17 protein-coding genes are annotated in these 20,152 nt (G+C 71.3%); 3 read left to right on the forward strand and 14 right to left on the reverse strand.

The features are described from left to right. Positions 1-143 precede the first annotated feature (143 nt). Positions 144-1,361: a helix-turn-helix domain-containing protein gene (locus ACF09J_RS07250; protein ID WP_392304381.1), complete on the reverse strand. Its 1,218-nt coding sequence runs from the start codon at positions 1,359-1,361 to the stop codon at positions 144-146. 378 nt (positions 1,362-1,739) lie between these two features. Beyond that, entirely contained in the window at positions 1,740-2,114 is a 375-nt protein-coding gene (locus tag ACF09J_RS07255; RefSeq protein WP_392304382.1) for a hypothetical protein, read from the reverse strand. Positions 2,115-2,469: 355 nt separating this feature from the next. Here ACF09J_RS07255 and ACF09J_RS07260 point away from each other — a divergent pair, with 355 nt between their 5' ends. Together ACF09J_RS07260 and ACF09J_RS07265 are read left to right on the forward strand one after the other, a co-directional pair. After that, positions 2,470-2,997, forward strand: a complete 528-nt coding sequence (locus tag ACF09J_RS07260) for a universal stress protein (RefSeq protein WP_392304383.1) — start codon at positions 2,470-2,472, stop codon at positions 2,995-2,997. A 139-nt stretch (positions 2,998-3,136) separates the two neighbouring features. After that, positions 3,137-3,703: a GPR1/FUN34/YaaH family transporter gene (locus tag ACF09J_RS07265; protein ID WP_392304384.1), complete on the forward strand. Its 567-nt coding sequence runs from the start codon at positions 3,137-3,139 to the stop codon at positions 3,701-3,703. Positions 3,704-3,863: 160 nt separating this feature from the next. On the opposite strand, the gene glmS is transcribed toward ACF09J_RS07265, so the two are convergent. The 3 genes from glmS to ACF09J_RS07280 form a co-directional block, all read right to left on the reverse strand. Then, positions 3,864-5,681: a glutamine--fructose-6-phosphate transaminase (isomerizing) gene (glmS, locus tag ACF09J_RS07270; protein ID WP_392304385.1), complete on the reverse strand. Its 1,818-nt coding sequence runs from the start codon at positions 5,679-5,681 to the stop codon at positions 3,864-3,866. A 12-nt stretch (positions 5,682-5,693) separates the two neighbouring features. After that, complete coding sequence (locus tag ACF09J_RS07275; RefSeq protein ID WP_189705630.1) at positions 5,694-5,951, reverse strand: hypothetical protein; 258 nt, start codon at positions 5,949-5,951, stop codon at positions 5,694-5,696. Between the two features lie 113 nt (positions 5,952-6,064). Beyond that, positions 6,065-6,946, reverse strand: a complete 882-nt coding sequence (locus ACF09J_RS07280; RefSeq protein ID WP_392304386.1) for a DUF4429 domain-containing protein — start codon at positions 6,944-6,946, stop codon at positions 6,065-6,067. Between the two features lie 126 nt (positions 6,947-7,072). Here ACF09J_RS07280 and ACF09J_RS07285 point away from each other — a divergent pair, with 126 nt between their 5' ends. Next, a complete protein-coding gene (locus tag ACF09J_RS07285; RefSeq protein WP_392304387.1) occupies positions 7,073-8,662 on the forward strand; it encodes a beta-N-acetylhexosaminidase in 1,590 nt (529 codons plus the stop codon). An 88-nt stretch (positions 8,663-8,750) separates the two neighbouring features. Here ACF09J_RS07285 and ACF09J_RS07290 read toward each other — a convergent pair whose 3' ends face one another. From ACF09J_RS07290 to ACF09J_RS07330, 9 genes are all read right to left on the reverse strand, one after another. Continuing rightward, positions 8,751-10,520: an IucA/IucC family protein gene (locus ACF09J_RS07290; RefSeq protein WP_392304388.1), complete on the reverse strand. Its 1,770-nt coding sequence runs from the start codon at positions 10,518-10,520 to the stop codon at positions 8,751-8,753. Further along, positions 10,517-11,047, reverse strand: coding sequence for a GNAT family N-acetyltransferase (locus ACF09J_RS07295; protein ID WP_392304389.1), 531 nt, complete (start codon positions 11,045-11,047; stop codon positions 10,517-10,519). Before ACF09J_RS07295 ends, ACF09J_RS07290 begins: the two co-directional genes overlap by 4 nt. After that, on the reverse strand, positions 11,044-12,363 hold the full coding sequence (locus tag ACF09J_RS07300) for a lysine N(6)-hydroxylase/L-ornithine N(5)-oxygenase family protein (RefSeq protein ID WP_392304390.1): 1,320 nt from the start codon (positions 12,361-12,363) through the stop codon (positions 11,044-11,046). The genes ACF09J_RS07295 and ACF09J_RS07300 overlap by 4 nt, the downstream gene beginning before the upstream one ends. Continuing rightward, complete coding sequence (locus ACF09J_RS07305; RefSeq protein WP_392304391.1) at positions 12,347-13,789, reverse strand: pyridoxal phosphate-dependent decarboxylase family protein; 1,443 nt, start codon at positions 13,787-13,789, stop codon at positions 12,347-12,349. The genes ACF09J_RS07300 and ACF09J_RS07305 overlap by 17 nt, the downstream gene beginning before the upstream one ends. A gap of 116 nt (positions 13,790-13,905) precedes the next feature. Then, positions 13,906-14,754, reverse strand: a complete 849-nt coding sequence (locus tag ACF09J_RS07310) for a siderophore-interacting protein (protein ID WP_392304392.1) — start codon at positions 14,752-14,754, stop codon at positions 13,906-13,908. 70 nt (positions 14,755-14,824) lie between these two features. Then, entirely contained in the window at positions 14,825-15,874 is a 1,050-nt protein-coding gene (locus tag ACF09J_RS07315; RefSeq protein WP_392304393.1) for an ABC transporter substrate-binding protein, read from the reverse strand. A gap of 165 nt (positions 15,875-16,039) precedes the next feature. Next, complete coding sequence (locus ACF09J_RS07320; RefSeq protein WP_392304394.1) at positions 16,040-17,200, reverse strand: acyl-CoA dehydrogenase family protein; 1,161 nt, start codon at positions 17,198-17,200, stop codon at positions 16,040-16,042. Between the two features lie 6 nt (positions 17,201-17,206). Further along, positions 17,207-18,175 carry a hydroxymethylglutaryl-CoA lyase gene (locus ACF09J_RS07325; RefSeq protein WP_392304395.1) on the reverse strand — a complete coding sequence of 323 codons (969 nt, stop codon included), beginning with the start codon at positions 18,173-18,175 and terminating at the stop codon, positions 17,207-17,209. Beyond that, positions 18,172-20,139 carry a biotin carboxylase N-terminal domain-containing protein gene (locus ACF09J_RS07330; RefSeq protein ID WP_392304674.1) on the reverse strand — a complete coding sequence of 656 codons (1,968 nt, stop codon included), beginning with the start codon at positions 20,137-20,139 and terminating at the stop codon, positions 18,172-18,174. Before ACF09J_RS07330 ends, ACF09J_RS07325 begins: the two co-directional genes overlap by 4 nt. Between the last annotated feature and the right edge of the window lie 13 nt (positions 20,140-20,152).

Here is a 20,152-nt window from a genome sequence, read left to right on the forward strand (position 1 = left end):
CACCAGGCTATGTTAATGGTCCCCCCCCGCCGGCCGCCCCCCCCCGCCCCGCCCCCCGGGGGGGGGGCGGGGGGCGCGCGCCCCCCCCCGCGGCGGGGGGGGGGGGCGGGGCCCCGGGCGCCCCCCCCCCCCCCCGCCGTGGGTCAGGAGCCGCCGCGCTGGCCCGGAACGCTCACCGAGAGCGCCGCGGTGCGGCGGGACTGGTGGGGCACCTGGCTGTCCGGGTGGAAGGAGGGCAGCGGCGACACGGGACCGGCCGGGGCCGCCGCGGAGTGCGCTCCCGGGCCGCCCGGCGCGCCGGCCGTCGCCGAGGCGAGGTCGCCGTCGCCCTGCCGCTCGTTCTGCGGCCGCCGCGCCCGGTAGGCCGCCCGGTACGCCGCCGGGGACGAGCCGAGCTGCCGCCGGAAGTGGCCGCGCAGCGCCACGGGGGAGCGGAAGCCGCAGCGGCCCGCCACCTCGTCGACCGAGTAGTCGGACGTCTCCAGCAGCCGCTGCGCCTGGAGCACCCGCTGGGTGATCAGCCACTGCAGCGGCGCGCTCCCGGTCAGGGAACGGAAACGGCGGTCGAACGTACGCCGGCTCATGTAGGCCCGCGCCGCCAGCGTCTCCACGTCGAACTGCTCGTGGAGGTGCTCCAGCGCCCAGGCGACGACCTCGGCGAGCGGGTCGGCGCCGATCTCCTCAGGTAAAGAGCGGTCCAGGTAGCGTTCCTGGCCTCCGCTCCGGCGAGGCGGGACCACCAGCCGCCGGGCCAGCGCGCCCGCCGCCTCGTTGCCGTGGTCCGAGCGCACGATGTGCAGGCACAGGTCGATCCCGGCCGCCGTACCCGCCGACGTCAGCACGTCGCCGTCGTCGACGAACAGCTCTCTGGGATCCACGTGCACCGACGGATAGCGCTTGGCCAGCGTCGGCGCGTACATCCAGTGCGTGGTCGCCGGCCGGCCGTCCAGCAGGCCCGCCGCGGCGAGCACGAACGCCCCGGTGCACAGGCCCACGATGCGGGCCCCCTCCTCGTGCGCCCGGCGCAGCGCGTCGAGCGCCTCCTCCGGTGGCGGCGAGGTGATCGAACGCCAGGCCGGCACGACGACCGTGCCCGCGCGTGAGATCGCCTCCAGGCCGTTCGGCGTGGTGAGTTCCAGGCCCCCCGTGGTCCGCAGCGGGCCGTCCTCGCCCCCGCACACCAGCAGTCGGTAGCGCGGTACGCCGGCGTCCTGGCGGTCAACCCCGAACACCGACAAAGGTATGGAACTCTCGAAGATGGGGCCGCCGCTGAACAGCAGCACCGCGACGATCTCCTTGCGGCGTCGCCCGGAAAGCTTCCGGGCCGCGGTTTCCGGCGCGGCAGTGGAGTCGTGGCTCATACTGCTAAGCCCCCCTCGGTGGTCGCGGCTCCTCGGTTGTGTCGCTCCTGCACGTTTCCCCTCGGTCCTGCACGAGTCCCCCGCCGTAAGACAGTCAAGATCGAATCTACTGCTTCCCGCCGTGCCGCGTTGACCAGTTCGTCACACGGCACATTGTCGACATGGCAACTTGGCGTGAAGCATTCGATCACGAAGCGTTGCACTCGGGGAGCGTGCAGGGAAGTGCGCCTCGTCGCGGTGGCCAATCCCCGTAGGGTGCGCCGGACCGCGGAGACCCTTTCCTTGCAGGTCGAACGGGGGGAGGGGGGTGCTTCGGTCGGAGAATGCACAGATACGAGAAGTTGGCTGAAAAGATACGCCCGCGTGCGCAAAAACCGGTCAGCCGACCGGTGCCGTCCCGCCGGGGTGCCGACCGCCCCGGTGCGTCCCTGTCCCCGTCCTGTGGTGGCCGCCCCGGTGCGGGGCCTGTTCCTCGGCGCGCAGCCTGGCCGCCTCGCGCTCGGAGCGGCGCAGCAGTGAGCGGCAGGCGCCGGTGGCGGCTCCGAGGCCCAGCGCTGTGCCGGCGGCGCCGGCGAACGACGTGCCGTACCAGAGCAGGACCAGCGGGACGAGGGCACAGCTGAACGCGGCCCAGCGCACCACCTCGGCCGCTGCGGCGGCCCCGGGGGTCGTGGTGGCGTCCTGCACGGTGTCCGGCGCGCCGTCCCACGGGGGAAACGGGCGTCGGTCGGGGACGGTACGGGGTCCGGACACGGTGTGCTCCCTACGGCGGCGGTTCTCCGGGGTTCAACGCGGGTTCGAGGGGCCGGTCACTGTGCGGCACCGGCGCGGGGCCGGGTCGGTCGCCCGCCGACGCCCCTCCGCTACCGTGTTCCCGCCCGTCGCGGAAAGTGAATCCCGCACAAACCGCCTGTACGGGGCAGCAACCATTGCGTGACGGGCGTGGCTCGTGCATGCTCCGGGGAACCGCCACGGAGAGTGCGCGGGATCTGGGCTAAGGAGGCGTGCCGCCGTACCCTTGGGGGTATGGGGTCGGGAAGACCATTCCCGGACACAGCTTCGCCGCAGACTGTCGTCCCCGACAAAGGATCACTTCGCCGAGACAGCCATGGCCGGTCACGAATTCTTCGAACCCGCGGACCGCAAGCGACCGCTCGCCGATCCCACGGCGGCCGATCCTCTGGCGGCGGAAGAGCCACGCCATCCGTGCGATCCGGCGTTCAAGCACGGTGTCGTCGTCGGCTTCGACGGGTCCACCTCCAGCGAGCGCGCCCTCGCCTACGCGATCGGCATGGCGCAGCGCACCCACTCGGGCCTGATCATCGTCCACGTCGCCAACCGCCTCCCCACCACGGTGTGGGCGGGCTGTGAGCCCCCCGTCTTCGTCGACGTGCCGGACCACCGCACCGAGGTCCTCGGTCTCGAACTCGCCTGCGCGGAGTATCTGGCGGAGGTGCCGTGGATCCTGGTCGAGCGCGGCGGCGACATCTGCCACGAACTCGAAGAGGTGGGCAAGGAGTACGAGGCGGACGCGATCGTCGTGGGCTCCACCCACGGGCTCGTGGGGCGTCTGTTCGGCTCGGTCGCGGGCCGGCTCGCCAAGCGCGCGCAGCGGCCGGTCGTCGTCATTCCGTAGCCGGCTCAGCCCGCCAACTCCCCTTCTGCCGAAAGCGCGTACGTTTCCGCGAAATTACCGGCACGCAGAGGTGTTTGTGCCCTTGTGAAGGGCATATACCGGTCACCGCACAACTGCGCAGGCATGAAGGGAGCTTGCCGTGGCCAACGACGTCTCTGCGGGAAGCACCACGACCACCATCCTCGGTCGACTCGCCCTCGGTGTCACCCTGCTGGCCTTCGGCCTCGGGTACACCGAAGTCATCAACGGAGTGACAGCGAACGACGCCGTGACACTCGCTCACTACGTGGGCGGCGTCGCGCTGTTCGTCGCCGGACTACTGGCCTTCCGCGATCGCGACACGGCGACCGGTACGGCCTACGGCGCGCTCGGCGCCCTCTGGTTCACCTGGGCCGTTTCCGCGGGCAGCCAGGTGTCCGCCAACGGCGCGGGACTGTTCCTGCTTCTGTTCGCCCTCGTCGCCCTGACGTTGACACTCGCCGGCGGCGACGTGCTCGGTCAGGGCACCTACGGTCTGTTCTTCGTCTCCCTGGTGCTGCTCGCCATCGCGCGGTTCGCCGACAACGGCGGCCTGGCGAAGGTGGGCGGATGGTTCGCCGTGGCGGCGGGAGCGGTCGCCTGGTACGCGGCGACGGCGGCTCTCGCTCACTGGCCCACGGAACTTCCGCGACGCGCTGCGGGCCGGGGGGTGACGGCCACCGGTTAGCTGCGCCGGCTGGGGGGTGGGGTGGATTGCCCTCCGGTGGATGAGAACGAACCCCTGCGTGGTGGGTGGCACACGTGGGGGTCCGTTCTGTTTGTTCTGCCCGTGCGGGTGCGTGGGGGTTGCTCGCGCAGTTCCCCGCGCCCCTCAGGGGCGCTTTCTGCTACTCCACCGTCACCGACTTGGCCAGGTTGCGGGGCTTGTCGATGTCCCGGCCCAGGGCCAACGCGGTGTGGTAGGCGAGGAGTTGGAGGGGGAGGCCCATGAGGATGGGGTCCAGCTCGTCCTCGTTCTTGGGCACGACGATCGTCTGGTCGGCCTTCTCCTGCTCCTGGTGGGCGACAGCGAGGATCCTGCCGCTGCGGGCCTTGATCTCCTCCATGGCCGCGCGGTTCTTCTCCAGCAGGTCGTCGTCCGGCACGATCGCCACCGTCGGCAGGGCGGGCTCGATCAGGGCCAGCGGGCCGTGCTTCAGCTCGGAGGCCGGGTAGGCCTCGGCGTGGATGTAGGAGACCTCCTTGAGCTTCAGGGAGGCCTCGCGGGCCACCGGGTAACCACGGACCCGGCCGATGAAGAGCATCGAACGGGCGTCGGCGTAGTCCCGGGCCAGCCGCTCGATCTCCTCCTCCTGCTTCATGATCTCGGAGATTTGCGCCGGCAGCCTGCGCAGGCCCTCGATGATCCGCTTGCCGTCACGCACCGACAGGTCGCGGATGCGGCCCAGGTGCAGGGCGAGCAGCGCGAAGGCCACACAGGTGTTGGTGAAGCACTTGGTGGACACCACGCAGACCTCGGGACCGGCGTGGACGTAGATGCCGCCGTCGGCCTCGCGGGCGATGGCGGAGCCCACCACGTTGACGACGCCGAGCACCCGCGCGCCCTTGCGCTTGAGTTCCTGCACCGCCGCCAGCACGTCGTACGTCTCACCGGACTGCGAGACCGCGACGTACAGCGTGTCGGGGTCGACCACCGCGTTGCGGTAGCGGAACTCGGAGGCCGGCTCGGCGTCGGCGGGGATGCGGGCCAGCTCCTCGATCATCTGGGCGCCGATCATGCCCGCGTGGTAGGAGGTGCCGCAGCCGAGGATCTTCACCCGGCGCACCGCGCGCGCCTCGCGGGCGTCAAGGTTGATGCCGCCGAGGTGCACGGTGGCGAACCGGTCGTCGATCCGGCCGCGCAGCACCCGGTCCACGGCCTCGGCCTGCTCGTGGATCTCCTTGTGCATGTAGGTGTCGTGGCCGCCCATGTCGTAGGAGGCGGCCTCCCACTCCACCGTGGTCGGCTCGGCGGTGGTGCGGGTGCCCTCGGTGGTGTACGTGCGGAAGTCGTCGGCCTTGAGGGTGGCCATCTCGCCGTCGTCGAGGGTGACGATCTGCCGGGTGTGGGTGACCAGCGCGGCGATGTCGGAGGCGACGAACATCTCCTTCTCGCCGATGCCGAGCACGACCGGCGAGCCGTTGCGGGCCACCACGATGCGGTCGTTGAAGTCGGCGTGCAGGACGGCGATGCCGTAGGTGCCCTCGACCTGGCGGACGGCGGCGCGGACCTTCTCCTCCAGCGTTTCCGCCTCGGAGCGGGCAATGAGGTGGGTGAGCACCTCGGTGTCGGTCTCGGAGAGGAACTCCACGCCGTCCGCCTGAAGCTTGCGGCGCAGGTCGGAGGCGTTGTCGATGATGCCGTTGTGCACGACGGCGACCTTGTTGTCGGCCGACATGTGCGGGTGGGCGTTCAGGTCGGAGGGAGCGCCGTGGGTGGCCCAGCGGGTATGGGCGATGCCCGTGGTGCCCTTGAAGCGCGCCGGGACCTTGGCCTCCAGGTCGCGGACCCGGCCCTTGGCCTTGACCATCTTCAGGCCGGCCGTCTTCGGCGAGGTGACGGCGATGCCCGCGGAGTCGTAGCCGCGGTACTCCAGGCGCTGAAGGCCTTCCAGGAGCAGGGGGGCGACGTCACGCTTGCCGATGTATCCGACGATTCCGCACATACAGGTAATCCCTCAGCCGTAGACGATCCGGCGCAGCTGCCGGAGGGAGAGTTCCGGCGGTGCCACCGCGCGGTACTTCAGGTCCGCCCCGATCCGTTCGAAGATCTCCGCGTTCACCAGGCCCTGGGCCTGGAGCTCGCGGTGGCGGCGACGGACGAACTCCTCGGTCGTCTCGTCGAAGTAGGCGAGCACGTCCTGGACCACCCGGAGTGCCTCGCCCCGGTTCAGGGGCGTGGACCGCGTCAGATGATCAACAAGTTCGTCGTGCACCCGGTGGATTCTGGAGTAAGGGGCGGGCTTTCGCAAGAAACCTGCCCGATTTCGGGCAGGGAAGTGTCGGTGGGGTTGTTCGGGGGCGGGGTGCGGTGCCGCCCGGACGGTTCTCACATGCGTCTGAGGATCGCCTGCTTGGCCAACGTGAACTCCTCGTCCGTCAGTACCCCCGTGCGGTGCAGCTCGCCCAGTTCGCGCAGCCGCCGCAGCAGGGCGTCGTGGTCCTCCTCGGTCGCGTCCGCCGCGGCCTCCGGCGGCGCGGGCTCGCCGGGCACGGCCCCGTCCACGGGCGCGGCCGGATGCGGGAGCCTGGCCTGCACGGCCGCGGCGACCAGCGCCATCAGCGGGTCCTTCTTGAAGCCCCACAGCTCCACCGCGTTCGGGTCGTGCTTGGGCGGGACGTCGGCGGGCGCGCCCCGCACCGTCAGGCGCAGGCAGCCGTTCTCCAGCCCGGCGGCGGGCAGCCACTCCGCCGCCGTGATGTCGGCGAGCGCGAGCGTGCGGGCCCCGCCCGCGGCCTTGGCGTCCTCCGTCTTCCAGTTCCACTCCAGCCGCACCCGCTCGCCGTCGAAGCTCGCCGTGCCGTCCCCGGCCGACACCGACAGAGGCAGCGCGGGGCCGGGCAGCAGGTAGTCCGTCACCGGGCCGGAGGGCACCTGCTCCAGCCGCAGCGCGTCACGGACCGCGTCCACGAAGTACTCGGCGACCCCGAAACGCTCGGACTCCACGAGCAGCTGATAGGGGTCGTGCGGCTCGGTCAGCCGGCCCCCGGTCGCGAGGAGCAGCGGGTCGGCGCCGTCACGCAGCCGCAGCCTCAGCCGTCCCGTCCGCTTGCCCTGCTCGAACGAGACGTCCGCCAGAGCGGCGAGCGGTACGCGGATCTCACCCAGGGTCCGGCGCAGCAGACCGACGTTCCTGTCCCGTCCCGGGGTCAGTCTCAGGGCGTCGCCGTCCAGGACCCACCTGCCGTCGCTCTGGATGATTTCCGTCATGGGGAGATTGTTTCACCGCATCTGCGGGAGAGTGGTCCATACCGTCGGGGCTCTCCGGAGTCCCCGAGCCGAACGAAGGGAGCGCATGTGAGACGGCACCACAGCACGACTCCCCGCAGGATCCGGATGCCCAGGGCGAGCCGAGCCCTGGGTTCGCTGCTGCTCGTGGCGGCGGCCGGGGCCTGCGCCGTGGGCGCCGCGCCCGCCGGGGGCGCGGCGCCCACGCGGGCCGCGACGCCGCTGGACCAGGTGATCCCGGCCCCCGCGTCCGTCCAGGCGGGCGGAAGCCCGTACCGCGTCACGGCGGGCACCCGCATCCGCGTCGACGGCTCACGTGAGACGCGCCGGGTGGGCGAGTACCTCGCGGACGTTCTGCGGCCGTCCACCGGCTACCGGCTGCCGCTGACCACCCAGGGCCAGGGCGGCATCCGCCTGCGGCTGGCCAAGGGGTCGTACGGCGCCGAGGGCTACCGGCTGGACAGCGCGGCGAGCGGGGTGACGATCACCGCGGGGAAGCCGGCCGGCCTGTTCCACGGAGTGCAGACCCTGCGGCAGCTGCTGCCCGCCGCCGTCGAGAAGAAGTCCGTGCAGCCGGGGCCGTGGCTGGTCGCCGGCGGCACCATCCAGGACCGCCCGCGCTACGGCTACCGGGGCGCCATGCTCGACGTCTCCCGGCACTTCTTCACCGTCACGCAGGTCAAGCGCTACATCGACGAACTCGCCCTCTACAAGATCAACGAGCTGCATCTCCACCTCAGCGACGACCAGGGCTGGCGCATCGCCGTCGACTCCTGGCCGCGCCTGGCGGCCCACGGCGGCTCGACGCAGGTCGGCGGCGGCGCGGGCGGCCACTACACCAAGGCCGACTACCGGGAGATCGTCCGCTACGCCGCCTCCCGCCATCTGGAGGTCGTCCCCGAGATCGACATGCCCGGCCACACCAACGGGGCCCTCTCCTCCTACGCGGAGCTGAACTGCGACGGCGTGGCGCCCCCGCTGTACACCGGCACCCAGGTCGGGTTCAGCTCGCTGTGCGTGTCCAAGGAGATCACCTACGACTTCGTGGACGACGTCGTCCACGAGCTCGCCGCCCTCACCCCCGGCCGCTATCTGCACATCGGCGGTGACGAGGCGCACTCCACCAGCCACGACGACTACGTGAAGTTCATGGACCGGGTGCAGCCCGTCGTCGCCAAGTACGGCAAGACGGTGATCGGCTGGCACCAGCTCACCGGCGCCACCCCGGCCAAGGGCGCGCTCGCCCAGTACTGGGGCCTGGACTCCACCAGCGCGGCGGAGAAGGCCCAGGTCGCCCGGGCCGCGCAGAACGGCACCGGGCTGATCCTGTCCCCGGCCGACCGGGTGTACCTCGACATGAAGTACACCAAGGACACCCCGCTCGGACTGGCCTGGGCCGGCTATGTCGAGGTGCGGCGGTCCTACGACTGGGATCCGGGCGGCTACGTGCCGGGCGCGCCCGCCTCCGCGGTCCGCGGTGTCGAGGCGCCGCTGTGGTCGGAGACCCTCTCCACCTCGGCCCACATCGACGCCATGGCCTTCCCCCGGCTGCCCGGCGTCGCCGAACTCGGCTGGTCGCCCGCGGCCACGCACGACTGGGACGCCTACAGCACGCGTCTGGCGGCCCAGGCCCCGCGCTGGGACGCGCTCGGGATCGGCTACTACCGCTCCCCGCAGGTGCCCTGGCCCACGAAGTAGGAACAGCGGCGGCAGGAGCACCAAGAACACACGCGACGGGCACCCCGGAGGACCGTACTCCGGGGTGCCCGTCCGTCCGGGCCGGGACTCAGCGCCCCGCGAGCGGGTTGCGCAGGGTCCCGACGAGCTGGAGCGCCCCGGATGGGTCCGCGAGATCCACCATCTGCCGGTTGTCGCGCAGTTGGAGCCGGTTGAGGCAGGACAGCGCGAACTCGGGGGCGAACAGGTCGTACTCCCCGAACTTCCAGGCGAGTTCGGGCACCGACTCCTGGTACTCGCGGACCACCTCGGCGACCGTCCGCCAGAAGTCGTCCTCCTCCAGGATCCCCTTGGCGGCGAGGGTCGCGGCGAGGAAGCGGAAGAAGCAGTCGAAGACGTCCGTGAACAGGGACAGCAGCTTCTGGTCGTCCGGGACCTCCACCCGGATCCGCCGCACCTCGGGCGGCAGCGCGGCGTCCGGGTCGAGGACCGCGATCTCCTCGGCGATGTCCTTGAAGACCGCCCGCCGCACCTCGCCGTCCTCCAGCACCAGGATCACGTTCTCGCCGTGCGGCATGAACACCAGGTCGTAGGCGTAGAAGCTGTGCAGCAAAGGGGTGAGGTAGGCGCGCAGCCAGCCGCGCAGCCACTGCCTCGCCGACAGACCGGAGCGCTCGATCAGGGCGCCCGCGAAGGACGCGCCCTCGTGGTCCACGTGCAGCAGCGAGGCCATGGTGGCCAGGGACTCGCCGTCCCGCAGCGAGGGCACCGGGCTCTCGCGCCACAGCGCGGCCAGCATCTTCCGGTACGGCGAGTAGCGGTCCGTCGCCTCCTCGTACTCCAGGTGCCGGTAGCCGACGGCCGCCCGCTCGCGGATGATCGTCAGACCCGTCGACTTCAGCACCGGGTCGTCGGCGATGAGCTGCGCCAGCCAGTCATTGATGGCCGGGGTGGCCTCCATGTAGGCGGCCGACAGCCCGCGCATGAAGCCCATGTTGAGCACGGACAGGGCGGTCTTGACGTAGTGCCGTTGCGGGTTCGAGCGGTTGAAGAAGGTCCGGATGGACTGCTGGGCCAGGTACTCGTCGTCGCCCTCGCCCAGGCAGACCAGGTGCCGGCGGGCGATCTCGGCGGCGAAGGTGACGGTGAGCTTGTTCCACCACTGCCACGGGTGGACGGGGATCAGCAGATAGTCGGCGGGGTCGAGACCCTGGCCGGTGAGCCGGGCCTGGAAGCGCTCGACGGTCTCCGCGCCCAGCTCCTCGCGCAGGAAGGCCTCGTACTCGATGCCGGCGCCCGCCGTGAACGCCGCCCGTGAGCGGTGCGCGGCCAGCCACACCAGCCGGACGGGGCTCGCGGCCTCGGGGGCGTACGACAGGTACTCGTGGACCCCGAAGCCGAGCCGCCCGTTGTTGGCGACGAAGCAGGGATGGCCCTCGGTCATCCCGCTCTCGATGTCCTGGAAGGAGCCCTTCGCCAGCTCGGCGGAGGTGACCTGCGGCTTGGCGAGCTTGTAGCAGGTGCTCGCCAGGGTGGAGGAGATCTCCTCCAGGTAGACCGGCAGGATCTCGTCGCTCAGCCCCAGCGACGCCTTGAACTCGATGAAGAAGTCCAGTGCCGCCAGCGGCAGTTCGGTGCTGTCGCGCCGGCGGGTGATCGAGTCCGGGTCCACCTGCCAGTGGTCGAGGGCGCGGCGGACGGCGGTGAAGCGGTACTGGGTGAGGCCGTCGTCGGTGGGGACGACGAAGTGGTCGCCGTCCGGGCGGGGGGTGAGCAGCCGCTCGTGCGTGAACTCGGCGAGCGCCTTGCGTATGAGCAGGCGGTTGGCGGTCTCCCAGTGCTCCGGTGAGAGGTGGGACACGGCGTCGGCAAGGGTCATGCCGTCACCCCCGTCGCCGCGGTGAACCGCTCCCGGGTGCAGAAGCTCAGCAGCGCCGTCTTCTCGGGCTTGTCGATCTCGCGCTCCGGCACGAACCCGACGGCCGAGTTCAGCGCCTGCACGGCCGCGTTGCGCACGTCGGGCTCCACCACGACCCGGCGCGTCGCCGGATCCTCGAACAGGTGCCGCATCACGGCGGTGAGCACGGCCCGGGTGAACCCGTGCACGGGCGTGTCGGCGGGCGCGACCAGGAAGTGCATGCCGACGTCCCCCGGCTCCGGCTCGTACAGCCCCACCAGCTCGCGGTGGGCCGGTTCGTACCTCTCCATCAGGAAGGCGGGTTCGCCGTCGTGCAGGCCGAGGAAGGCGTTGCGGTGGGGGTCGGCGGCGATCTCCATGTAGGCGCGCTCGACGTCCGTGAGCGTCGCGTCCTGCATCATCCAGAACGTCGCCTTGGGATGGGTGACCCAGCCGTGCAGCAGCTCGGCGTCCTTCAGCGGGTCGAGCGGACGGAAGGTGAAGGTCATACGGCGAACTCCTGGAAAGCGATGGTCTTCTCGACCGGGTAGTGCTCGGTGCCGAGCAGCTCGCGGATGATGCAGCTGTTGCGGTAGGCGCCCATGCCCAGGTCGGGGCTGGTGACGCTGTGGGCGTGCACACCGCCGTTCTGGAGGAAGACGCCCCGGCCGGTGACGTCGATGGCGTAGTTGCGGCCGATGTCGTGGTTGCCGTGGGAGTCGTAGCGCAGCCGGCCCCGGATCGGCTTCAGGAACTCCGGTTCGGCGTACCGGTAGCCGGTGGCCAGGACCAGGCCCTCGGAGCGCAGCTCGAAGTCCTTCCCCTGTTCCTCCTGGCGGAAGGTGAGGGTGTACGCGCCGTCGTGATGAGTCGCCCCGGTGAGCGCGGAGTTGGTGAGCAGGCGGGTGGGGACCGGGCCGGAGAGGTTCTTCTGGTAGAGCAGGTCGAAGATCTCGTCGATCAGGGTGCCGTCGATGCCCTTGAACAGGGCCTTCTGCTGCTCGGTGAGGCGGTAGCGGGTCTGCTCCGGCAGCGCGTGGTAGTAGTCGATGTACTCCGGTGAGGTCATCTCCAGGGTGAGCTTGGTGTACTCCAGCGGGAAGAAACGCGGGGAGCGGGTGACCCAGTTCAGCCGGTAGCCGTGGACGTCGATCTCGCCGAGCAGGTCGTAGTAGATCTCGGCGGCGGACTGGCCGCTGCCCACCAGCGTGATCGACTCCTTGCGCTGGAGCTCCGCCTTGTGTTCCAGATAGCGGGAGTTGTGCAGGAAGTCGCCGGTCAGGCCGCGGCAGGCCTCGGGGAGGTACGCGGGCGTGCCCGTGCCCAGCACCAGGCGGCGGGCGCGGTAGGCGGCCCCGGTGTGTGTGCGCACGGTGTACAGCTCGTCGCCCTCGTCGTACGTCACCTCGGTGACCGTCGTCCCGAAGCGGACGCTGCTCAGCCGGGACGCCGCCCAGCGGCAGTAGTCGTCGTACTCGACGCGCAGCGGGTAGAAGTTCTCCCGGATGTAGAACGAGTACAGGCGGCCCTTCTCCTTCAGGTAGTTGAGGAAGGAGAACGGGGAGGTCGGGTCGGCCAGGGTGACCAGGTCCGACATGAACGGGGTCTGCAGGTGGGCGCCGTCGAGGAACATGCCCGAGTGCCACTCGAAGTCGGGCTTGGACTCCAGGAAGACGCCGTTCAGTTCGGCGATCGGCTCGGTGAGGCAGGCCAGGCCGAGGTTGAAGGGGCCCAGGCCGATGCCCACGAAGTCGTAGGCGGCCCGGGGCCGTTCCTCGGTCCCGCGGGCCTCGGTGGTTTCGGTCGCTTCAGGACGCGCGGTCAAGGGACTCTCCCAGGTACTGCCCGGCGTGGCCGGCGATCAGATCGAGGACGGCGATGAGGTCGTCGGTCGTGGTCCCGGGGTTGAGCAGGGTGAACTTCAGGTAGTGGCGGCCGGCGACCTTGGTGCCCGCGACCGCGGCGGCGCCGGAGGCGAACAGGGCCTTGCGGGCGTGGAGGTTGGCGCGGTCGATCTCGGCCGGGTCGGTGACGGCCGCCGGGATGTAGCGGAAGACCAGGGTGGACAGCGTCGGTTCGACGACGACGTCGAAGCGCGGGTCGGCGGCGAGCAGTTTCCAGCCCGCGGCGGCCAGGTCGCACACCTCGTCGAAGAGCTGCCCGATGCCGTCGGCGCCCATCACGCGCAGGGTCATCCACAGTTTGAGGGCGTCGAAGCGGCGGGTGGTCTGGAGGGACTTGTCGACCTGGTTGGGGATGCGCTCGGTCACCGCGCGCCGCGGGTTGAGGTAGTCCGCGTGGTAGGTGGCGTGCCGCAGGGCCGAGGCGTGCCGGACCAGCAGGGCGGAGGAACTCACCGGCTGGAAAAAGGACTTGTGGTAGTCGGCGGTGACCGAGTCGGCGCGTTCGATGCCGTCGAGCAGTTCGCGGCGGGTGGGGGAGACCAGCAGACCGCAGCCGTAGGCCGCGTCGACGTGCAGCCAGGTGCCGAAGCGTTCGCACAGCTCGGCGATCTCGGGCAGCGGGTCGATGGAGCCGAAGTCGGTGGTGCCGGCGGTGGCGACCACGGCCATCGGGACCAGTCCGTCGCGGTGGCAGCGCTCCAGCTCGTGGGCGAGCGCCAGGGTGTGCATGCGCTTGTCGTGGTCGACCGGGATGCCGACCACGGACTCGGGTCCGAGGCCGAGCAGCAGCGCGGACTTGCGCACACTGAAGTGGCTCGCCTCGGAGGTGAGGATGCGCAGCTCGGAGAGCGAATTGGCGCGGGCCTCCTCGCGGGCCAGCAGCAGCGCCTGCAGGTTGGACTGGGTTCCGCCGGAGGTGAACACGCCGTCGGCGTCGGGGCCGAGGCCGATCCGGGCGGCCGTCCAGTCGATGAGCTTGCGCTCGATCAGGGTGCCGCCGGCCGACTGGTCCCAGGTGTCGAGGGAGGAGTTGACGGCGGACAGGACGGCCTCGCCGAGCACCGCCGGGATGACGACAGGGCAGTTGAGGTGGGCGAGGTAGCGGGGGTGGTGGAAGTAGACGGCGTCCTGGAGGTAGACCTCCTCCAGTTCGTCGAGGGCCGCCGTGGTGTCGTTCAGCGGACGGTCCAGGTCGACCCGCTCGATGCGGGGGGAGAGGGCGTCGGCGGTCACGCCCGTGAACGGCCTTTCGGCGGCGGCCAGTCGGGCGGCCACCCGCTCCACTCCTTCCGTCACGGACCGGCGGTAGTGCTCCGCGGTCAGGTCGTTGAGCAGGTGTGAGCGCATGTGGGGGTCCTCCGGTGGGGTGGGGACGGTCCGTGCGGACGGGGAAGCGGCGCGCGCTGCTTAGGTTAGCCTAACCTGAGTTGATCTACGACGAGTGTCGCCCGCCGTGACCCGTGTCACTCCTGTGTGCGCACCTGCTCCTCGCTCAGGCCGTGCCGCCAGTAGCCCACGAAGGTGACGCGCCGCCGGTCGGTCCCGCGCTCGCCGACGAAGTGCCGGCGCAGCGCCCGGACGCACCCGGACTCGCCCGCGAGCCAGACGTACGGCCGTGCACAGCCGGGAAGCCGAGTGCCGCGCAGGGCGTCGAGCGCCATCGGGGGCCCCACCCCCGGCTCGCGCACCAGCCAGGTGACCTCGGCGTCGGCGCCGGTCGTCACGTCCTGGATGTCGCCCGCGTGGCCCACCTCCAGCCAGGCGCGCACCCGTGTGCCGGCCGGCAGGGACTCCAGGATCGCGGTCGCGGCGGGCACGGCGGTCTCGTCGCCCCACATCACCACCAGATCGGTGTCCTCGGGCGGGCGGAAGCGGATCGCCCGGTTGTCCGCGACCGCCGGGCCGAGCAGCAGGACGCGGTCGCCGGGCGTGGCGCGGGCGGCCCAGCGGGAGGCGGGACCGGCGGGCGCCGCGGCGCCGGACTCCAGGCCGTGCAGGGCGAAGTCGATGTCGATCTCGTCGGGCCCGCGGCGCAGGGACCTCAGGGTGTACGAACGCATCACCGCCCGTACGTCGTCGGGGAGTTCACGCCAGCCCTGCCACCACTGGTCCCCGAGTTCCAGCGGCACCACCGGCTCGGCCTGGCCGGGGTGCGGCAGGAATAGGGAGAGGGACTGGTCGCGTCCGCCGGAGTGGAAGGCGTGCAGGTCGGGTCCCGCGAAGGTGACGCGGACGAGAGACGGGCCGAGCCGCCTCGTCCGTACGACCTGGAGGGAGAAGAAACGGAACGGGGCGGCCACGGCCGTCGTCATGAGTGCTCCTGAGTCGTCGTCAGGGGGCTTTTTGTGGGGGATGTTCACGCCCGGGAAGGGGCGGGTCGGGTCAGGCGACCTTCTTCGCCGTCTCGATGGCCTTCGCGAGGTCCTCGAGCAGCGGGGCGCACTTGTCGTACGACAGGATCGGCTCGGGGTTGCGGGCGATGACCTGCTTCCCCTTGACCGCGGGGAGCTTCTTCCAGGTGCCCTGGGCGATGTCGGCGGGCTGGATGGCCGAGGAGCGGTTGTCCATCATGATGATGTCCGCCGCGTACTTGTCGGCGTTCTCCCAGCTCAGGGACTCGTACCAGCCGCCGCCCTGCTTCTTGGCGCTCTCCGGGGGCTCGACGAAGTTCACGCCGAGGGCCTTGAAGTACTCCAGGTCGACGGAGAGGTTGGTGCCGGAGACGTAGAACAGGTCCTGGCTCGCGGAGCCCACCAGCACCTTGATGTCCGGCTTCGCCCGGGCGGCGGCGCGCAGCCGGGCGGCCGCGTCCTCGAACCGCTTCCTGGCCTGCTTCACCTTGTCGCCGGTGACGTCCCCGCCGAGCGACTTGGCCAGCGCGAGCATGCGCTCCAGCGGCTCGGTCAGCTGCCGGTCGTAGACGGAGATCCCGACGGTGGGGGCGCCGACGGCGAGGATCTTCTTCTTCGACTCCTCCGGGACGTACCAGAGGGTGCCCGCGTCGTCGAACATGGTGGAGACGAGCAGATCGGGGGCGAGGGAGGCGTACTTCTCGATGTTGAACTGGCCCCACTCGTTGCCGAGCACCGCCACCTTGCCGACGTCCAGGTCGCCGGCCTGCACATCGGCCTTGCCGTCCTTGGTCGTCGTCGGGCCGAAGACGCCCTCGACCCGGACGCCGTAGTCGTGCAGCGCGGCGGCGACCCCGACGAAGGCGACGATGCGCGAGGGGGTCCGGCCGGCCTTCACGGTCTGCCCGCGGTCGTCCTTGAACGTCCAGGCGCCGGACGCGCCCTTGGCCGCCTTGCCGCCCGAGCCGCCGCCTTTCGCGTCGCTGTCACCGCAGGCTGCGAGCGCGGCACCGAGGCCGAGGGCGCCGCCCGCGGCGAGAATGCTGCGGCGGGAGAGAAGAGTGGCACGGGCGTTGGGCATGGGTGTGACTGCTTTCGAACAGGGCGGAGCGCCCGCCGGACAGGTTCGAAGGTAGGTTAGCCTAACCTCAGTCGCTGTCCAGGTGGCGGGTCGCCGTGTCCGCGCCGGTCAGCAGGGCGGGCCGCCGTGTCCGTGCCGGCTGGCGGCCCGTGCGCTGCCGCTGCGTCAGCCCGTCAGGCCCAGCTCCCTCGCGATCAGCATCCGCTGCACCTCGCTCGTGCCCTCGCCGATTTCGAGGATCTTGGAGTCGCGCCACATACGGGCCACCGGATACTCGTTCATGAAGCCGTAGCCGCCGTGGACCTGCGTGGCGTCGCGGGCGTTGTCGACGGCGATCGTTGAGGAGTAGAGCTTGGCCAGGGCGGCCTCCTTCTTGAAGGGCTCACCGGCCACCAGGCGGTAGGCCGCGTCGCGCCAGGCGAGGCGGGACGTGTGGGCCTTCATCTCCATGTCGGCGATCTTGAACTGGATGGCCTGGTTGGAGCCGATGGGCTTGCCGAAGGCGTGGCGCTCCTTGGCGTACTTCACCGACTCGTCCACACAGCCCTGCGCCAGCCCGGTCGCCAGCGCCGCGATGGCGATCCGGCCCTCGTCGAGGATGCGCAGGAACTGCGCGTAGCCGCGGCCCTCCTCGCCCAGCAGGTTCGCCGCCGGCACCCGGACGTCGGCGAAGGACAGCTCACGGGTGTCCGAGGCGTTCCAGCCGACCTTCGAGTAGGCGGGCGCCACCGTGAAGCCGGGCGTGCCGGAGGGGACGATGATCGCGGAGATCTGCGGGCGCCCGTCGGGCTTGCGGCCGGTCACCGCCGTCACCGTCACCAGCCCGGTGATGTCCGTGCCCGAGTTGGTGATGAAGCACTTGGTGCCGTTGATCACCCACTCGTCGGTCTCCGGGTCGAGCCGGGCCGTCGTGCGGGTCGCGCCCGCGTCCGAGCCGCCGTCGGGCTCGGTGAGGCCGAAGGCGCCGAGTATCTCGCCGGAGCACAGCCGCGGCAGCCACTCGCGCTTCTGCTCGTCGGTGCCGAAGAGATGGATCGGCATGGCGCCGAGCGAGACCCCGGCCTCCAGCGTGATGGCGACCGAGGAGTCCACCCGGGCCAGCTCCTCCAGCGCGATGCCCAGCGCCAGGTAGTCACCGCCCATGCCGCCGCACTCCTCCGGGAACGGCAGCCCGAACAGGCCCATGCGGCCCATCTCCCGCACGATCTCGTACGGGAACTCGTGCCGCTCGTAGAAGTCGCCGATCTTCGGGGCGACGACGTCGTGGGCGAACTGCTCCACCGTACGGCGGAGTTCCTCCAGCTCGGGGGAGAGACGGTGGTTCATCGTCGATCACTGCTCCTTGTGGGAGAGGGCACGGAGGGTGCGGGAAGGGCTGGGGCGGCCCAGCCGGTCGGCCATCCACGCGCTGGTAGCGGTCAGACGGCCGAGGTCGACTCCGGTCTCGATGCCGAGACCCCGCAGCATCCACACGAGGTCCTCGGTGGCGAGGTTGCCGGTGGCGGACTTGGCGTACGGGCAGCCGCCGAGACCGCCCGCGGAGGCGTCGACGGTGGTGACGCCGTGCTGGAGGGCGGCCAGGGTGTTGGCGAGTGCCTGGCCGTAGGTGTCGTGGAAGTGCACGCCGAGCGCGGAGGTCGGCACGCGCCGCTCGTTGAGCGCGGCCAGCAGCTCCAGGACGTGCCCGGGGGAGGCGACGCCGATCGTGTCCCCGAGGCTCAGCTCGTCGCAGCCCATGTCCAGGAGCGCCCTGCACACATGGACGACCTGGTGGACCGGGACGGCCCCCTCCCAGGGATCGCCGAAGCACATGGAGACATAGCCGCGGACATGGGCGCCCTCGTCCTTCGCGCGCGCCACGACGGGTTCGAAGACCGCGAGCGACTCCTCCACCGTGCGGTTGAGGTTGGCCTTGGCGAAGGACTCGGTGGCGCTGGCGAAGACGGCGATGCGGTCCGCCCCCAGGGCGAGCGCGCGCTCCAGTCCGCGCGCATTGGGCACGAGGACCGGGAGGTGCATCCCCTTCAGGGCCTTGACTTGCGGGAACAGGTCCTCCGCGTCCGCCAGTTGGGGAACCCACTTCGGGTGGACGAAGCTGGTGGCCTCCACGGTCGTCAGGCCCGCGTCGGCGAGGCGGCGGATGAACTCCGCCTTGACCTCGGTCGGTACGGTCGCCTTCTCGTTCTGCAGTCCGTCGCGCGGCCCGACCTCGTGGATCCTGACCCGCGCGGGCAGGCCGGGCGCCGGGACCACCATCGGGAGCCCGGTGTCCGAGGTGCTCATGCCGTCCGGGGCGGTCATGCCGTCTCCTCCTCCACGGGGGCGATGACCGCCAGGACCTGGTCCATGGCGACCGTCGTGCCCGGTGTGACGTCCAGTTCGGTGACGGTGCCGGCGTGCGGCGCGGAGATGACGTGCTCCATCTTCATCGCCTCGACCACCAGCAGGCTCTGGCCCGCGGCCACCTCGTCGCCGACCGCGACCTTCACCACCGTGACCGTGCCCGGCATGGGGGCGGTGAGCGAGTCGGCACCGGAGTGGGCCGAGCGGCTGAGCGAGGCGGCCACCGGGTCGTGGTCGCGCACGTGCCAGGCGTCGCCGTCGCGGGCCAGCCAGTCGGCGGCGCGGTGGAAGGCGTGGCGGACGCCGTCGAGAGTGACGGACACCGTGTCGTCGGTGACCGTGTGGGTGCCGCGCACCTGGTGAGTGACGGGTTCGAGTCCCGGCACCCGCAGCGGGAACGCCATCGGCTTCGGCTCCCCGCCCAGCCGCCAGCCGCTCGGCACGGAGAACGGGTCGGTCCAGCCCCCGCCCTTCGGCCGCAGGGCCTCCAGCCGTACGGCCGCGGCGGCCTCGTAGACCTCCTCCGGCACCTCCGGGGTGATCAGCTCGTCGACCACCCGCTCCACCAGGCCCGTGTCCAGGTCGCCCGCCACGACGGCCGGGTGGGCCAGCAGCCGGCGCAGGAACCCGGCGTTGGTCTGCACGCCCAGCGTGACCGTCCCGGCGAGGGCCGCCCGCAGCTTCCTGAGCGCGGTGGCGCGGTCCGGGCCGTGGGCGATCACCTTGGACAGCATCGGGTCGTACAGGCTGCCGACCTCCGTGCCCTCGCTGAGCCCGGAGTCGGTGCGCACACTTCCCCCAAGCTCTCCGAGCAGGGGGGACCCCCAGCCCTGCGGCTCGCGCAGTGCGAGCACCGTGCCGCCCGAGGGCAGGAACCCGCGTGCCGGGTCCTCCGCGCACAGCCGGGCCTCGATCGCGTGACCGGTCAGCCGGACGTTCTCCTGGGCGAACGCTAGCGGCTCGCCGGCCGCCACCCGGAGCTGCCACTCCACCAGGTCGAGACCCGTGATCAGCTCGGTGACCGGGTGCTCCACCTGGAGGCGGGTGTTCATCTCCATGAAGAAGTACGACGCCGGGTCGCCGCCGGGGACGATGAACTCCACCGTGCCCGCGCCCCGGTACCCGCAGGAGCGGGCCGCCTGGACCGCGGCCTCGCCCATCGCGGCCCGGGTCTCCTCGTCGAGGAGCACGCTCGGCGCCTCCTCGACGATCTTCTGGTGGCGGCGCTGGAGAGAGCACTCGCGCTCGCCGAGGTGCACCACGTTGCCGTGTCCGTCGGCCAGGACCTGGATCTCGATGTGCCGGGGACGGTCGACCCAGCGCTCGACCAGCAGGGTGTCGTCGCCGAAGGAGGCGCGGGCCTCACGGCGGGCGGCGGCGATCTCCTCGTCGAGCAGGCCGGCGTCCCGCACCAGCCGCATGCCCTTGCCGCCGCCGCCGGCGGACGGCTTCAGCAGCACCGGCATGCCGATCTCGCGGGCGGCCTGGGCCAGTTGGGCGTCGGTGAGTCCGGAGCCGCTGGAGCCGGGGACCACCGGCACACCGGCGGCCTTCACCGTCTCCTTGGCGCGGATCTTGTCGCCCATGAGGGAGATCGCGTCCGCCGGAGGGCCGATGAAGACCAGCCCGGCCTCCTCGCAGGCCCGCGCGAACCCGGCGTTCTCCGCCAGGAAGCCGTACCCGGGGTGGACGGCCTGCGCGCCGGTGCGGGCGGCGGCCTCCAGGATCCGCTCGACGGACAGATAGCTCTCGGCCGCGGGCGCCGGTCCGATCCGGACCGCCGTGTCGGCCTCCCGGACATGCCGGGCGTCGGCGTCGGCGTCGGAGAAGACGGCCACCGAGCGCACGCCGAGCGCGCGCAGCGTACGGATGACCCGGACGGCGATCTCGCCCCGATTGGCCACCAGAACCGTTTCGAACATCGTCACGAGGTCC

The sequence above is a fragment of the Streptomyces sp. NPDC014889 genome, from assembly GCF_043081205.1.
Taxonomy (GTDB): domain Bacteria; phylum Actinomycetota; class Actinomycetes; order Streptomycetales; family Streptomycetaceae; genus Streptomyces.

Excerpts from the sequence above, each read along its gene's own strand:
- ACF09J_RS07325 (WP_392304395.1), bottom strand. The coding sequence starts at position 18,175 with ATGACCGCCCCGGACGGCATGAGCACCTCGGACACCGGGCTCCCGATG.
- ACF09J_RS07280 (WP_392304386.1), bottom strand. The coding sequence starts at position 6,946 with ATGACGGAAATCATCCAGAGCGACGGCAGGTGGGTCCTGGACGGCGAC.
- ACF09J_RS07305 (WP_392304391.1), bottom strand. The coding sequence starts at position 13,789 with ATGCGCTCACACCTGCTCAACGACCTGACCGCGGAGCACTACCGCCGG.
- ACF09J_RS07290 (WP_392304388.1), bottom strand. The coding sequence starts at position 10,520 with ATGACCCTTGCCGACGCCGTGTCCCACCTCTCACCGGAGCACTGGGAG.
- ACF09J_RS07310 (WP_392304392.1), bottom strand. The coding sequence starts at position 14,754 with ATGACGACGGCCGTGGCCGCCCCGTTCCGTTTCTTCTCCCTCCAGGTC.
- ACF09J_RS07315 (WP_392304393.1), bottom strand. The coding sequence starts at position 15,874 with ATGCCCAACGCCCGTGCCACTCTTCTCTCCCGCCGCAGCATTCTCGCC.
- ACF09J_RS07295 (WP_392304389.1), bottom strand. The coding sequence starts at position 11,047 with ATGACCTTCACCTTCCGTCCGCTCGACCCGCTGAAGGACGCCGAGCTG.
- ACF09J_RS07250 (WP_392304381.1), bottom strand. The coding sequence starts at position 1,361 with ATGAGCCACGACTCCACTGCCGCGCCGGAAACCGCGGCCCGGAAGCTT.
- ACF09J_RS07260 (WP_392304383.1), top strand. The coding sequence starts at position 2,470 with ATGGCCGGTCACGAATTCTTCGAACCCGCGGACCGCAAGCGACCGCTC.
- ACF09J_RS07320 (WP_392304394.1), bottom strand. The coding sequence starts at position 17,200 with ATGAACCACCGTCTCTCCCCCGAGCTGGAGGAACTCCGCCGTACGGTG.
- ACF09J_RS07330 (WP_392304674.1), bottom strand. The coding sequence starts at position 20,139 with ATGTTCGAAACGGTTCTGGTGGCCAATCGGGGCGAGATCGCCGTCCGG.
- glmS (WP_392304385.1), bottom strand. The coding sequence starts at position 5,681 with ATGTGCGGAATCGTCGGATACATCGGCAAGCGTGACGTCGCCCCCCTG.
- ACF09J_RS07285 (WP_392304387.1), top strand. The coding sequence starts at position 7,073 with ATGCCCAGGGCGAGCCGAGCCCTGGGTTCGCTGCTGCTCGTGGCGGCG.